Below are 15898 nucleotides of genomic sequence, written 5' to 3' on the forward strand. Positions count from 1 at the left end.
AGCAGCATAGCGACTCGGCTCCCTAACCAATCAGGAGCCGATAATGAAAGCCTCTTACAATCCAAACCCTAGAAACGCTCCTGACAGCAGCGTAGGCGAACCGCAGCAGGTCGTCTACACCGACACTCTATCGCCTCAATTTCAATCTGTCGAGGAACAAGACGAGTTTCTTGCGCTCTGGATGCACCGCTATGACCACCTGTGGGCAGAGCACCCCGATCCAAGCGAACGCCCAGACTGGAAGACGGAAAGCCGCTACCCCTTGAGCGATCGCTTGATCCAGCAAGGCGCTCACCTGTATGGTGTGCGGTTCGGCAAGTTAACACGGTATTTGGTGCTGGACATCGATCGAAACAGCGCCTATCACCCCTGCCACGACCCCTTTGCCATCAGACAGATGCTGGCAGCACTAGAAGTGATTGGTTTGGTCGCTTACGTTGCCGTCACGAGTAGTTACAGCAGTGGTTTGCACCTCTATCTTCCCTTCGCACAGGAACAAAAACCATGGGCGATCGCCTTGGTCGTCAGCACACTATTAGAGCAAGCTGGGTTCAAACTCAAGCCAGGACAACTGGAAAGCTTCCCCAACCCAAGACCTTATACCAGCGGCACACCAAGTCTCTACAACGGGCACCGTTTACCACTACAAGCGGGTTCTTACTTGCTCAACCAGCACTGGGAACAGGTTTACACTGATCAGGCAGCGTTCGTGCAGCAGTGGCAGTGGGCAGAACAACGCAACGACCTGCACAGCAAGACTGTTGAGCACGTCCTCAAACAGGCAAAGCGTCAGCGGTACAAAGTTGTCACTGTTACCTCTCAGAAGTTTCTCAACGACCTGGACACCGAAGTTGAGCGGGGTTGGACGGAACATGGGCAGACGACCAAGCTGCTGGGTCGCATTGCCATGCGGGAATACATCTTCGGTCACATCTTGCGTGGTGGTGCACCCTTAACGGGACAAGCACTCGTAGACGCGATCGTTGAAGTCGCCATGGCGCTACCAGGCTACACAGAGCATTGTCGGCATCAACACGAGATCCATAAGAAGGCAGCAGAGTGGGCACGGAGCATCGAGGCATCTCCCAAGTATTACCCCTACGACCCCAGTAAGCGACGCAAGTCAGCACTACAGCCTGAGTCACAGCCAGCAAACAACATCGTCTCCTTCCAGCAGTCACTCGCACTAGATGCGGCACGACGCATTCAAGCAGCGATCACGCAACTGAATGCAACCGATAACTTTCCCACTGGTACGACCGCCAGGGCTGACGCGATCGTTGCCATAGCGCGGTGCAGCAAGCAGACCCTCAACAAGCACAAGGAGCTGTGGCACCCTGACCACAAAGGAAGTCCTGTACTAACCGTTGCGGAGCCAGTTACAGCCATTTTAGGCAACCCTGACGCTCTACCACCTGAAACGCTGGAAGCCTTGCCGGAAGGGAGCGTACACGACTTGCTCTTAAATAAGTTTATGCCGTACTCTGCTGCCCCCCAAGGGCAAGCAGATAGGCTCAAAAAAGTAGGGGGGTCTGGGGGGTTTTCCACAGGTCAAGCTGATTCTTTAGCCACAAACGCAGAGTCGTCAGCTAGCAGTGGAGACTGTAACCTCGCTTCTTCCCTCTCTCAACTGCACTCTCCTGTTCCACTGTCATCACAGCGTCCTAATAGTCCAAAGTTCGCTAGTCCGGTGCTGGGTGCAGCCACCGCGATTGCTCAGACGGTGGCAGAGAAGCGACAACGGCGACAGGAGGCTTCGGCTGCCAGAATGCAGCAATGGTTAGAGTCAGGTGATCCGATTCTGGTTAAAGAGGCACAAGCTAGGCTTCATGTTCATGCAGACGCACTACTGGTAGACTTGCCATCCCAGGATCAGAGTGGGGGGAGCTAATTGAGGGTTGAGTCACCTTCCACATAGGGTTTGGAGTGATTTGTCTCAACCTCAAATTCTGTGAATACCTTTGCCTGCTCCAGCACCAACTCGATCGCGAGTGCCTGCATATCGGGCGGGTAGCCATATTGCCGCAGTAAGCGTTTGACCATCACTTTCATTCTGGCGCGAACGCTTTCTTTCAGGTTCCAGTCGATCGAGGCGGTTTTGCGTACCCGTGACACTAGGACGATCGCCAATTCTCGCAGTTGATCTTGCCCCATCACGTCCCGCGCACTCTGATTTTGAGCCAGGGCATCATAAAAGGCAAGTTCATAGGGTTCTAACCCCAACTCTTCACCCCGTTGTTTGGCGGCTTGGACATCTTTAGAGAGGTTGATTAGTTCTTGGATCACGTCCGTAACGCTAATTACCTGGTTTTGGTAGCGACGGAGAGAGTCTTCCAGCATTTCGGTAAGCTGACGACTCTGGACAATGTTGGTGCGACGTTGGGCTTTGATTTCATCGCGCAACAGCTTTTTGAGCAATTCCACTGCCAGGTTTTGATGCTCCATGCCTTCGACTTCTTCGAGAAATTCGTCGGAGATGATAGAGAGGTCAGGGCTTTTGATGCCTGCTTCGTCAAAGATGTTGATGACGGTATCGGAAACGAGGGCTTGATCAACGACTTGCCGGATGGCGGTTTCGATTTCGACGTTGCTGAGGCTGCCGTCAGTGGGTTCCAGTTTGCGGAGACTGGCTTGGATCGCTTGAAAGAAGGAGATTTTTTCGGACTGGGCGATCGCTTCTGGATGATGAGCGGTGAGGGCATAGATTTTGGACAGGGCAGTGACGGCATCGAGGAAGCGATCTTTGATTTGTGGGTCGGCGACATAGTTTGCCGCCGCTTTGAGCAGGTTGAGTTTGTTTCCAGTGCTGGCGGTGAAATAGGGCTGGTAATCAAACGACTCCATGACACCTTCAACCACTTCCAGTTTGGTGAGCAGTAGCCCGATCGCCACCTGCTGGTCGAGGGTGAGATCGCCTTTGCCGCCGCTTTGGGAGTAGAACTTCAGGGCTTCTTTGAGTTCATGGGCAACGCCTAGATAATCGACAATCAAGCCGCCTTGCTTCTCGAAATAAACGCGGTTGATCCGGGCGATCGCCTGCATCAGGTTGTGCCCTTTCATCGGCTTGTCGATATACATGGTGTGAAGGCTGGGGGCATCAAACCCAGTGAGCCACATATCGCAGACGATGACGAGTTCGAGGTCGTTAGTGGGGTCTTTGAGCCGTTGCGCCAAAACCTGGCGCTTTTTCTTGTTGGTGTGGTGCTTGACGAGGTTGCCTTCATCGGAGGCACTGGCGGTCATAACGACTTTGATTTTGCCGCTGTTCAGGTCGTCACTATGCCAGTCGGGGCGGAGTTGGGTGATCTGTTCGTAGAGGTCGGCAGCGACCTGGCGGCTGAGGGTGACGATCATGCCTTTGCCGCGATTGGCAGTTTGGCGAATTTCAAAGTGGGTGATGATGTCGTTGGCAATATTCTTCAAGCGTTGGGTGGAGCCGACGATCGCCTCGATCCGGGTCTGCTTGGCTTTGGCTTGCTGGGTAGCGCTGAGGTCTTCAAAGCTGAGGTCTTCGTCCAATTCATTGAGCAGTTCTCGTCCTTGCTCGTCGAGGTCTACTTTGACTAGGCGGCTTTCGTAGTAAATCGGGACGGTGGCGTTATCTTTGACGGCTTGGGCAATGTCGTAGATGTCGATGTAGTCGCCAAAGATTTCAGGGGTGTTTTTGTCGGTCTGTTCAACCGGGGTGCCTGTGAAGCCGACGAAGGTGGCATTGGGTAAGGCATCACGGATGTATTTGGCGAAGCCGTAGCGGGTCTGTTTGCCAACGACGTTGCCCTCAGCATCTTTGATGTTGACCTGGTTGGCTTTGAACCCGTATTGGCTGCGGTGGGCTTCATCGGCTAGGACAACGATGTTGGTGCGATCGCTGATCTTGGGATAGATCGTTTCGTTGTCTTGAGGGGAGAATTTCTGCACGGTGGTGAAGATGATGCCACCCGAATTGACGTTGAGCAGTTCGCGCACGGCATCGCGATCGCCTGCCTGTTGGGGAGATTGACGCAGCAGTTGACGACACCCGGCAAAGGTGTTGAAGAGTTGGTCGTCGAGGTCGTTGCGATCGGTGAGGATCACCAGGGTGGGGTTATTCAGCAGCAGGACGAGCTTGCCACTAAGGAACACCATTGAGAGAGATTTACCGCTGCCCTGGGTGTGCCATACTACGCCGCCGCGATGGTTAGTTCTCGTGGCGGCTATGACGCTCTCAACAGCTAGATTGACGGCGTAATACTGGTGATAGGCAGCCAGCTTTTTGGTGGTTTGCAGGTTAACGACTTCGGTTTTGGGGTCTACGGTCTTGATTTTTTCAAAGACGGTGAAGTGACGGATCAGGTCGAGCAGGGTGCCTTTGTTGAGCATCCCCTGAGTCAGGATTTCCAGTTCGTTGGTGTCGGGGTTGTTGTCGATGTCACCATTGGGGAGTTTGCGTTTCCACTGGCTGAAGCGGCTAAAGGAAGCAGAGAGGGAGCCTGCACGGGCAGAGGTGCCATCGGAAATGATCAGCAGGGCGTTATAGGTAAAGAGGCTGGGAATCTCGCGCTTGTAGGTCTGTAGTTGGTTAAAGGCGGCTTGCAGGTGAGCCTTGGCATCGGCAGCGTTTTTGAGTTCGATTACGACCAGGGGCAGCCCGTTGATGAAGAGGATGATGTCGGGGCGGCGGTTGTGGTTGTCTTCGATAACGGTGAACTGATTTACCGCGAGGAATTCGTTATTGGCGGGATTATCCCAGTCAATCAGCCAAAGCTTTTCACCTTTAGGTTCGCCGTCGCGCTGATATTCAACGGTGATGCCTTCCGTGAGGTAGCGATGGAAGATTTCGTTGTTATTGATCAGGTCAGGAGTGGCGATGTTTTGCAATTCCCGCTGGGCTTGATGACGCGTTTCGGGGGGAATGTGGGGATTGATCCGCCCCAGGGCTTGGGTCAGGCGGTCTTTGAGCAGGACATCACTAAAGCTCTGGCGTTCGGGTGCGGCTCCTTCGGGTTCTAGGGTGTAGCCGTTTTTGTAGCCATAGCCTAGGGCATCGAGTAGTTCGAGGTTGTATGCTTCAATCTGGTCTTCAGTGGTGAATTTGCTCATAAGACCGGAGAGAGTGCTGAGATTTAGTTTTCCCGTAGCACGCCTTTAATCTGTACTCATCCAATTACATTGTTCTAGTCTTCGTTTAAGAAGGGTTGGATCGGGACGCAGGTCAACATTATCGGGAATCTTCATCTGCTTTTTATGGATGGCTTGGTATTCAGTATTTTGTAAGGCAGGGCACAAGAAAACTTGCATCGTGTCGGGATGAATTGCCAGCAAGTTGAGATCGAAGAGTGTATGCAAATCAGCCCGCAGCAACAAGCCATTGCTAGGGTTATTATTTGCAGTTTCTACATAGGGAATAATGTGGGCAGCTTCTAATGCTTCTTCTGCATCAAAGCTCGTGATAGCACACTTATAGCCATAGGCTTCTAATAAGGTTTGCCGGAATTTTGTTTGCCCTTGCCGCCTTGCGATCGAGACTAAGATTCGTTTACGGGCTTCGCTGGCATCTGAGGGAATCGAAGGTTCTTGTTGATCCAGTTCATCTCTGATGCTGTCCATCTCATCTTGAAGAGGGGGAAGGGGCGATGGGAGAGGTGGAGGTGTGATGAGTGGAGTGGACGGTTTAGCCCTATTGATGATCGACTGACAAATCTTGAGTTTGTTTAGTGCTTTAGCGTAATCCGGATCTATGGCTAAAGCTTGTTGGTAGTAGTTTAGAGCGGACTCGAAATCCTTTTCTTGTCTAGCTTTATCACCCCTTTCTACAAATACATCTACTAACCTGCGTCCTTTACCTCGACTTTGGCAAACTAAGGAGTGTTTCTCCCATTCGGAGGCAAGGGCATGAACCGCCTGAGGATTATTAGGAGCAAACTGTTTTCCGCTACCTTGAAATTGGAAATTAACATCGCGAAACTCTGGTAACTGCCGTAAGGTACGTTGTTCTAGGGGAGAGTCAAAGTCAACGACGGAATCGATCTCAAGACACACGTAGTATGTATTCTCGCTATGGTCAACGTAAGCAGCACTCAAGTCTGCATATCGAGAATCTAAGTTCCTGAGCTGGTCGTCTTCTAAACCTTCAACCACGATGCCGGAAGCGATGATGCCTGTTGGACTACTGTTACTCCTAACCAGATAAGCCTGATCGCCAACTTGTATTCTCTTAGTGTTGGCACAGCTCCAACTGAGATACATGAATTCGCCTGTTGCGAGTGTGGTCTGGATATGACGGCAGAGGTCTTGGTTTGTAGAGATTTCGCCATCCCCTAAGTTAAAAGTCCAATCGGGGTTGCATAGAAAGAAATAACTGTCTACGGCTGCTAAAGTTTGTGTCGCCATTGCATGACCTTAAAAAAGTTAGTCTTTGATACGAAGTTTGCCGCTCATCAGTTTAGGTAGAAGCACATCACGGGTTTTAGCTAGGGTTTGTATTTGCTGTAAGTTGTCACATTTTTTTCTAATTAAAGGTTCTACCACTTCAGCAAATATAGCTAGAACACTTTGAAGTGGCTTGACCAAAGGAATACTTTCAATATCATTCCCGCTGATGTTAGGCTGAGCGCTGCTTCCACTTCCCCTATCTCTCAATAGTTGCTGATGGGTTTCTCTTGTGAAAAGACAATAAATGAAAACCCTTGCTCCCGGTATTACCTCTCTAAATAAACCAACTCGCTGATTAAGCCAAATAGCCTCATTTGTTGTAGGAACTAATCCCATTTTGGCAACTTCAGCACCAGTCATTGCAATTAATACATCACCGGATTTGACCTTGAATTTAGAATCAACTCTTTTTGCAGTAGAGTCAGCAATGAAATCCGTCTGTTGAATATCTACCACATTGCCTGATATGTTTTTTATTTTTAAGATCCTATGATTACCAGACTCCTTAAAATCCTGACTCTTAAAGGCAAAACCACCCTGCAAACAAATCAAATTTCCTGATGTTCCAACACTCCAACCTGCAGGAATTTCGCCTAGCTCCGATCTCACCATCTCACCACCAGATGACTTGTATGGCTTGCCGTCTTCATTGGGAAACTCAAAATCAATAAACCAATGTTTGAATAGAGTTTGAGCGATTCGCGCTAGCGTCTCGTTCTGTTTGCGCAGGTTTTCGATCTTGCGATCGAGGGAAATTAACACCGCCGAAATTTCTTTTTGTTCTGGAAGTAGCGGTAGCGTGATTGGAAAATCTTTGATAATTTGTGTATTTAGATTTGGTTGAGCACTTCCAGTCTTTGCATTAACTAGCTCTCGATAAGAGTTCCTCAAATAGAAATAAACAAAATTATAGTCAGCTATCCTTTCATCAATAACCAGGTTGCAACAAGCTTGATTAGTTGTGAGTGGTATTTCGTTTATTGCTACTCTACCCGCCGTATCACCCTGTCCATACATGGCAATGATGACACTGTTGGAAGGTATCACTTTCGCCGCTGAATTTGCTAGTCCTTGTTCGGAGATGTAGCTTTCAGTTTCCCGTATTCGGCAAAAGTTAACTTCTTTTGTTCTAAGCCAAGGTATAGTTCCATCTTTATAAAAATCTTCGTTGTTGCTAAGAGGCGTACCGCCAGTCATAACCTTTTGGCAAACTTTTCCTAGAGTTGTTACCTCCCACTCACTCATAGCTCAAACCCCACCTTTGCCAACTGGATTTTTATCTCCGCATCCAATGCTGTTGCTTCCCTCATCTGTGCTGCCAATTCTGCTGTCAACGCCCCCATTGTTTCCTCAAAGGAAATCCCCGGCTCCAACTCATCGGGAAGCCCCACATAGCGACCCGGCGTTAACACAAAATTGTGCTTCTCAATCTCTGTCAGCGTTGTCGATTTACAGAACCCCTTAGTGTCCTGATAGTTGCCGCCGTTTCGCTTCCACTCGTGATAGATGCCTGCAATCTTTTGGATGTCATCATCAACAAACGCCCGATTGCGTCGGTTGACCATGTAGCCTAACTTCGACGCATCAATAAACAACACTTCCCCCTTGCGGTTGCGGTTTTTATTGCCGTTCTTGTGTCTACTCAAAAACCAGAGACAAGCTGGAATCCCCGTGTTGTAGAACAACTGCGTCGGCATCATCACAATGCAGTCCACCAAATCCGACTTAACTAATTCCTTGCGAATCTCCCCCTCACCGCTCATATTTGACGACAGCGACCCATTTGACAACACAAACCCCGCCGCCCCCGTCGGAGCGAGGTGATAGAGGAAATGCTGCACCCAGGCAAAGTTGGCACTGCCTATAGGCGGCGTTCCATACTGCCAGCGCCCATCATTACGAAGGGGATGACCCCCGTCATTTTTCTCGTCTATTCGACCAACCCAATCACTATCGTTAAACGGTGGATTAGCGATCACAAAATCCGCCTTCAAATCTGGGTGAGCATCCTTGAGAAACGACCCCTCCGTATTCCAGCGAATATTCGAGCCATCAATGCCCCGAATCGCCAGGTTCATCCGACACAGCTTGTACGTCGTCTCGTTGCTCTCCTGCCCATAGATCGAAATGTCATCCAGCCGCCCCTGGTGCGCCTTCACGAATTTCTCACTCTGGACAAACATTCCCCCCGACCCACAGCATGGGTCAAACACTCGCCCCTTATAAGGTTCGAGCATCTCTACTAACACTCGCACCACACTTTCGGGCGTGTAGAACTGTCCCCCCTTCTTGCCTTCTGCCAGCGCAAACTGCCCCAAGAAATACTCATACACCTGCCCTAGCAAATCTGCCTGTCGAGAAGGGGCGACCCTTGGCTCCGTCTCTAAACTTAACTGCCCGTCAGATTCTGCCTTGACTTTTGCCAAGTTGACACTGCCAATATTGTCGATCAGCCCCCCTAGAGCGATCGGGTCCAGCTTCTGCTGCCCATAGACCTTCGGCAAAATTCCCTTAAGCAGTTTGGCGTTTTCCCGCTCGATCGCCTCCATTGCCTCATCGACAATCTGCCCAATCTTTGGCTGCTTCGCCTGTGCCTGCAACGTCGACCACCGCGCTTCAGCAGGGACAAAAAACACATTCTCTGCTTTGTACTCATCCGGGTCTTCTGGGTCAGCCCCTGCATAGTCCCCCTTGCCAGCGACTAACTGCTCATGCAATTGCTCAAAGGTATCAGAGATGTACTTGAGGAAGACCAACCCCAGAACGATGTGCTTATACTCCGCCGCGTCAATGTTCTTTCGCAGCTTGTCTGCTGCCTTCCAGAGCTTCTGTTCTAGGGTTTCCTTGCTCTGGGGGTTAGTTGTCTTATCGTTGGGCATAGCCGTCTTTTATCTTCCGGGGTGCATCTAAGGGTAAGCCTAATGTTACAGTTCCCCAAAAATCTTCAGCTTAGTAGCCTCGCATAATCTCATAGGTTGGCTCAAGGCTTCGCCTGCCTTCGATTGAGCAAGGCGATGGAAGCCTTGCAAAAGTGCTTGCTATTAATCGTGTCTGACTGACATTGCCCTTGTTCAGGACGTGACCTCTTTCACAACGAAAGGGGTTGATAGAAAAGCCAGCAATTATTCCTCGAAGCGTATGATCCTTCTGTAGCAGCGATTTCCAGAGGTTAGGTAGAACCTGTGTACGCACCTGAAACCAATTCTCCGTAAAACGACCGAGAAATTGTTTCGGAGTTAAAGGGCAGTAAAAGTCTTCTAAGTACCGTCAATCATAAGTTTCGTTTATACGCATATCGACTGTTTGTAGCCGTTTAGACTCTGTTCTAAATACTTAGAACATTATGTAGAACAAACGAACTTATGTTTATGCTGTAAACTATACATTGCAGAACTTCTAGGCACTAAATTGAGTTTATTAATACCACCTGTCTCCCCAATTAGCCAATAATGGCATCTGGATTTATAGGAGGTAGTTTACTCTATAATAGTTCTCAGATAAACCGCTGTAGTCATTAGCTGAGCTTATGTTTGAAGATGCGCGTATCAATGAGCACACAGGCGAAACGCTCGAATTATTTAGAACCGAGCATGGCATCCCGAAAGTAACATTACGGGCTGGAGCACCAACGAATGCACGCGAGTTGTTAGTTGCCTTCGAGGAGCATCAGCGGTCATCTAAAGGTCGGTTCGACCAGAACCATGAAACGACAGTGTTGAGATATGCCGCGCCTGGTTGGTCGGGGCAGTTTATGCAGGGACGCAAAGCAACCGAGGCTGAAATCCAAACTCAACTTAAAGCCCTCGAAGCGATATCAATAGAGCAGTTTTGCAGTGAAGCAGAGAGTATACAGGAAGCTGTTTTTGAACGAACGCAGTGCAACAAGCGCTTACGCTCAAAGTACAAGTGCTTGCTCCAGCAGCAATTAGAATGGGCACGGGCACAATGGTTTGTAGCGCCTGAAAGTATGGTGAGTTCTCCCCCTCGTCGCGCTTATGGTAAAGGGGAAGGCATACGTCTGTGTCGTAAAAACGGTGAACGTCGCCCCCAGATGAAAGAGCATCTTCAGGGGGGAAGAACACATACACGACCTTTGCAAATAGGTTTATCCAGTGTCGCGCCCATCAACGACACCTTAAATGAGCAATTTAGGGCATTTCGGCAATTTCTCATTACTCCAACAGGAGAAGGTGGTCTTGGTGTTGCTCTAAGCACCGCTGATGAGATAACGCTTCCGGTGATTCGACGCATCTTCGGCTATCTACATCTTGAACAAGGTCATGCCTGGGAGGATCTGCGTCTAGAAACAATCATTTCAGTGTTTGCGCTCAACCCAGATCCTAATCTCTTTCTCATTGAACAGGGGAAACGAAAGGGGGAGCTTAACATCAATCGCTACGCAAATGTGAAAGCGACGGCAATAGTTCTTGCTGAAGAAGATGCCAAGAAGGTGCTTCATTTGCTCAAGAACTACTTCACGTATGACCAGAACCATCCTGGTACTAATCTCATTGCTTGTAAGAGCATGATTCATCTAGCAAAATTTCTGTATCGCGAACAAACTAACCGAGTTTTGCGCCGCCGATATGAGGATGTACCAGTCATTACGGGGCTTCGCGTTTTGCAAAATGATCAGAGGGATGACCCAGGCTTCTATACCCCTACCATTCCAAACCACCAAAGAACGGTGCCGTGGGAAGACGCGATCGAGGTGATTCGTCAATCGCAACATGAAGCCGAAGTCAATCACACTTTCCGTGTCAATAAGCAAACTGGGAAAGAAGAAATCAAGCGATTGAGGGCGCGGCGCGGTCGAGCCGAAGATATTCAACGCCTTCTGATTTTATTGCTGTTGATGGTTTCTGGTGGACCAGATCGCCCGCGTACACTTGGATTGTTAAGGATTGGCGAAACTTTTCTGTACGGAGACTATGACGGACTTAGTTTTACATCAGCCGACCGTATGCGTGACCCATCCCAAGCTAGCTGGTGGATTCATCTACTGCCGCACCAATACAAAAATGGGCGGACACGGAAAGAGAAAGGTGAGTTTTGGGCACGTGTGCCTGACAGTGTGCCTGAATTACTGTCTGAGGGTAAAACGCTCTACTACTACCTCTATTTATGGCTCAATGAATATCGGGCTTACATGAACCCTCAACACGACTTTCTCTTGACAACTGACAAGGGACAACCCTTCAACCCCAACAGTGTTGCCGATCGCATCTCCGCTAGATTCTTCAAGTTCACAAGAGTAAGAGTCACTTCCACTGGTCTCCGTAAGATGTACGTCACTTTTCTTCAGCGCATCAAAGCTCCCAAGGAAGTGATGGTGGGCGCACGGGTCTTCATGAAACATGCAGAGAAGATGCAGACTGAAATCTATTCAATGCTCGAAGACCTGGAAAAAATGGAACACCTTCATACATTCAATGCTGACGTGCAGCGCCGCTTCTTCAAAACGTAAAAAAAATCGTGCAGGTTGCCCTAGATTCAGTACCCTAGAAATACTTTGAATCGGATGCAACGATGCCAAGGGTTAAACGTACCCCGGTCAAAATTTGCCTCCGCGCTAAAGCCAGTTTGTATGGTGAATTAAAAAAGCCACACAATATCGTGTTGACGGACACTGCCTGGGAAAGACTCAAATCCCTGGCAACTCAGCAAAACATCAAGCCCTCAGAGTACCTTGAGCGCTGGCTCCGTCAAATATAGCTCTAGGCTTTAGCCCGGATAATACATAGGAACCCCCATGCCAGGTCACATCAGGCACGGGGGTTATTTTGTGCGGCTTTATGCCCGCTCAACAGGCTTACCTAAGCCGCTATCCACAATGTTGACCACATTAGTCATCTGGTTCCATCAATGGATGGAACCAGATGACTAATGTGGTCACGATCGATGGCAATACCTGGTTCGCGTCATCTTCCGACTGCCATTCCATTCACTGCCATAACCGCTATCGCAGGTGCCGCAGCGTTCACCGTCCTTAGAGGGATTGCCCCTCTGCTTTCCCTTGACCCTTCTCTTTAATTCTCTGCTCCGCTGCCTTGAGGTCTTTGAACCAGTCAGACCCCTTCTCCTTGCTTTCTGAGACAGCTTTTTCCAACAAGTAGGCGCACAAGTTTGCCAGCGGTCTGCCGTCGTACTCTGCCCATGCTTCTAACTCAAGGGCAATCCGGTCTGGAAGGGTCACCTGAACCTTTTTAGTCATGTCCAGCATCATAGCCCTCGCCAGTTTTAACAATAGAATTACCATCAGTTGCAATCTAATAAGTGTTACATTTACACTAATTGCAGTCTGACCACTGTCAGCAAGCAAGCTTGTTCTTTGAAGCTACCCTTCCGATCGAACACATCAATCAGGATGGTTAGCGAGTTCATCAGCGTAAATTTTGGTTGGAGAGAGTTATGAAAGAGCCTCAGCTGTTAGAGAAAGTGGTGGACAAGTCTCAGCCGATCGGGTGTGTTGTTTTCGTTCCAGACAAGGGTGGTTCTCTATCGAATTTGCTTCACACCCAAATTGCAGCGATTCCTAGCCCAGTCGCTATTCCACGGGTGGGCGAGTTCATCTTTGTCAACATGCCTGAATCACCTGGTCACCACTGGGAAGTCACACGCGTCCTTTGGCACATGGAGAATCGGACAGGGGATGAGATTGATCAATGCAGCTACACGACCGTTTATGTAGGGGTGAAGCTTGTTCCATTGAAGGGGTAAAGCATCGAACGTTGAAGTCATACGCAGCAGCGCTTTAGCACCCAGCGGCTAAACTTTTGCACGGAGCGTGACTTCATCCCAAGTCGCCTTGGTGTAGCAGACGGGAAAGTTTGGTCGTTAAGGGCAACTTTCCCATTTTCGAGTCTTGGGTTATTAGCAACGAGCAGGCTATACCAACGTAAAATCAGACTTTTTCGGTATCAACTATCCCGTTTACAGTCCAAGATGGAACAGTTCAAGCCAACAAGTACCTAAGTAAAGTAACCGCTAAAAGCTTTCATTCGTAGGTCTTTCAGCTTTAGCGATCACTTTTTGTCCGTTGCTATAACTAAGCCGTTCAGCCCACAAGTTTTGCGCAGGTTTGCAATTATTTTTAGTGTTGGTGGTTTAGGGTCGTGACTTTTGGGGTGGGAGTCCCAGCTGTTGACGGAAGTCTGGGCTGTAGTAAGCTTTATCCCAGTCGTTGGCTTCTTTGATTTGTTCGGTGCCGACCCTTTTTGTGTCCCTAAGGTCGGCACCAATGAGGTTGGCACCATTGAGGTTGGCACCATTGAGTTTGGCATTAATGAGTTTGACACCATTGAGGTTGGCACGACTGAGGTTGGCACCAATGAGGTCGGCATTAATGAGTTTGGCACCATTGAGGTTGGCACGACTGAGGTGGGCAACATTGAGGTTGGCATTAATGAGGATGGCACCAATGAGGTTGGCATCAATGAGGTCGGCACGACTGAGGTTGGCATTAATGAGGTCGGCACCCCTAAGGATGGCACCCCTAAGGTTGGCACCATTGAGGTTGGCACCCCTAAAGTTGGCACGACTGAGGTGGGCAACATTGAGGTTGGCATTAATGAGGATGGCACCATTGAGGTTGGCACGACTGAGGTTAGTTCTCTGCAAGTTCAGGCTCTCACCCTCTCGATCGTGCCTCACTTCTCGTCGCCCAATGACCGTCAAGGCTGATTGTACGTCAGTGGTTATGTCTGCTAGCTGCTGCTTTGAATCAGGCTTCCGGTCCTTCGGTAACGGTGACCGATTTCTTATAAAAGCGGTCAGCACTTCCATAATTGTCCAATGGTCTTTGGACGAGTCCTTCGCAATGCGCTCCAGTGAGTAAATCGCACCAATGCGCACGTCAGGTTCCTTGCTGCCCAATTGCTCTACAGCTTTCGCAAAGCGGTCAGTCACTAAGCGTTCGCTGTTAAGCTGTCGTTCCTGCTGTGCTGCTTCTAGTTGCTCTTGTCCAGTGCGGTAGGTCAGGTACAAACCCACTCCAGCAAACACAGTCGCCAAGACCCCAAAGGCTGAAATGACGAACTTTAAAACGTCTAACGTGAAGGTGCGGTTCTCAGTGCTGAACGCTGTTTGCCAGGACTGGCGTACTCTCCACCCCAGTAATCGCTCTCGCTTCAATGCCTCAATCGCCTCGTTCCAATGAACTTCCGCGCTCCTTTCAGGGTTGGCTTGCCATAGTTTGTAAGCCCGCTCCCGAATCGTTTCATTGGCAAATTCGTCACCACTACCGCCTTGTCTTAAGACCATAAGATGCTGTCAAGCTTCAATGGATGATTATTTGCATGGAACTACATCCGCTCCTGCCTGCTTTTCTGACTTGATTAGGACAGCATCCTCTATCAGGCTGTAGTTGGCACATTCGGCATGAGAATCGACAAAAGCTCCAACACGACCGCCTGCGGTCGCTCGAAGCAATCTTGCGCCGTAAAGCGGACTGTGGGCACCCCAGAACGAAGCAACACGCGATCGCGTGCATAGTCCCTGAGCACCTGTCCTGCTTCAGCATGGTGCTGACCGTCTACTTCCAAAATTAGGCATTTGCCTTGGCAGAAGACCATGAAATCAGCTTCTACCCGTCCTGTGAGTTGGTCATTGCTCACAACCGTCTCTTGCAACCCGACTCGTCCACGCGCATTGGCAAAGAACAGCACTCCCGTTTCATTCAACGCCTGGGCAATCCTGACCTCAGCTTCCGAACGCAAGTACAAGCCACCCCATTCTCTGTAGTGTTCGCCGTTTGCACTCGCACCCGGCTGGGGCGGAGGAACCGTTATAGATGTTCTTTTGATCAAGCGTTCGATCTGTGCCTGCAACTGGTCGTCACAGAAGATGCGCCATTGGTGCTGTGTGCCATGACCCTGCGGCTGACCAGCGTACCCCAGATGGAGCTTAGGGGTGATCTCCACATAGAAGCCCGGTCGGGTCTTGTTGTAAAGCTTTTGAGCCAGAATTTTTCGCGCCTGTTTCTTGCGGTTGGCATCCAGGTTTATGCACCCCGGCGCAAGCTCAACAATGACATCTAACAGTTTGCTCGTGGGTACCTGGTAGCAGTAAGGCAGCTTACCGCCAATGGCAACCAAGTCGTGCGTGCTGGTGCTGTGATTGCCGCTATCAAGGTCAAGGTTGAGTACTGCACTGTTCGCCTGCATGGATGCCACTGCCTTTTAACGGCTTACTTGCTACAGGGTGCCCCTTGACAGCAGCAGTCAAACGCTGTCGTCCCGCCAACCGCATGCACAGTCCCAGTGCAAGCGTGGTGGTGCAGTCTTGAGCAACGTCACTTCGCAGTGTGGACAGCGCCCAGTGAACATGGGGTGCCAGTCCAAAAGCGCCATCTTCTGTTCCCTGTTCCAGCGCTACTCTGTGTTGATCACCAACTCATCCCCGTAGTAGCTAGCACCATCGGGTTCCCATAAGCCTTTACCGCCATCAGCAACCCATTCCAGTGCCATGAACTCACGCTGCTGATCAG

At 49.9% G+C, this 15898-nt stretch carries 11 protein-coding genes; 4 read left to right on the plus strand and 7 right to left on the minus strand.

What is annotated here, in order from left to right:
- The first annotated feature begins 43 nt into the window (after positions 1-43).
- On the plus strand, positions 44-1891 hold the full coding sequence (locus H6F76_RS02360) for a hypothetical protein (protein WP_190505580.1): 1848 nt from the start codon (positions 44-46) through the stop codon (positions 1889-1891).
- Here H6F76_RS02360 and H6F76_RS02365 read toward each other — a convergent pair.
- From H6F76_RS02365 to H6F76_RS02380, 4 genes are read right to left on the minus strand one after another with little or no spacing between them, the layout of a single operon-like run.
- A complete protein-coding gene (locus H6F76_RS02365; protein WP_190505582.1) occupies positions 1888-5079 on the minus strand; it encodes a type I restriction endonuclease subunit R in 3192 nt (1063 codons plus the stop codon). The genes H6F76_RS02360 and H6F76_RS02365 overlap by 4 nt on opposite strands.
- Before the next feature lie 45 nt (positions 5080-5124).
- Positions 5125-6369: an HNH endonuclease gene (locus tag H6F76_RS02370; RefSeq protein WP_190505584.1), complete on the minus strand. Its 1245-nt coding sequence runs from the start codon at positions 6367-6369 to the stop codon at positions 5125-5127.
- A gap of 18 nt (positions 6370-6387) precedes the next feature.
- Entirely contained in the window at positions 6388-7656 is a 1269-nt protein-coding gene (locus H6F76_RS02375; protein ID WP_190505586.1) for a restriction endonuclease subunit S, read from the minus strand.
- Positions 7653-9290: a class I SAM-dependent DNA methyltransferase gene (locus tag H6F76_RS02380; protein WP_190505588.1), complete on the minus strand. Its 1638-nt coding sequence runs from the start codon at positions 9288-9290 to the stop codon at positions 7653-7655. The genes H6F76_RS02375 and H6F76_RS02380 overlap by 4 nt, the downstream gene beginning before the upstream one ends.
- A 647-nt stretch (positions 9291-9937) precedes the next feature.
- Between H6F76_RS02380 and H6F76_RS02385 the strand changes: the two genes are divergently transcribed.
- Complete coding sequence (locus tag H6F76_RS02385) at positions 9938-11878, plus strand: hypothetical protein (RefSeq protein ID WP_190505589.1); 1941 nt, start codon at positions 9938-9940, stop codon at positions 11876-11878.
- 62 nt (positions 11879-11940) lie between these two features.
- Positions 11941-12126 (plus strand): hypothetical protein, encoded by a 186-nt coding sequence (locus H6F76_RS02390; RefSeq protein ID WP_190505591.1) that lies wholly within the window; start codon positions 11941-11943, stop codon positions 12124-12126.
- Between the two features lie 274 nt (positions 12127-12400).
- Here H6F76_RS02390 and H6F76_RS02395 read toward each other — a convergent pair whose 3' ends face one another.
- Positions 12401-12625: a hypothetical protein gene (locus H6F76_RS02395; RefSeq protein ID WP_190505593.1), complete on the minus strand. Its 225-nt coding sequence runs from the start codon at positions 12623-12625 to the stop codon at positions 12401-12403.
- Positions 12626-12822: 197 nt separating this feature from the next.
- On the opposite strand from H6F76_RS02395, the gene H6F76_RS02400 reads away from it, so the two are divergent.
- Complete coding sequence (locus H6F76_RS02400) at positions 12823-13131, plus strand: hypothetical protein (protein ID WP_190505595.1); 309 nt, start codon at positions 12823-12825, stop codon at positions 13129-13131.
- Positions 13132-13518: 387 nt separating this feature from the next.
- On the opposite strand, the gene H6F76_RS02405 is transcribed toward H6F76_RS02400, so the two are convergent.
- Positions 13519-14673: a pentapeptide repeat-containing protein gene (locus H6F76_RS02405; protein ID WP_190505597.1), complete on the minus strand. Its 1155-nt coding sequence runs from the start codon at positions 14671-14673 to the stop codon at positions 13519-13521.
- A 92-nt stretch (positions 14674-14765) separates the two neighbouring features.
- Positions 14766-15575: a DUF559 domain-containing protein gene (locus H6F76_RS02410; protein ID WP_190505599.1), complete on the minus strand. Its 810-nt coding sequence runs from the start codon at positions 15573-15575 to the stop codon at positions 14766-14768.
- Positions 15576-15898 lie beyond the last annotated feature (323 nt).

Origin of the sequence: Leptolyngbya sp. FACHB-321, assembly GCF_014695975.1 — a bacterium.
Classification (GTDB): Bacteria; Cyanobacteriota; Cyanobacteriia; order Leptolyngbyales; family Leptolyngbyaceae; genus Stenomitos.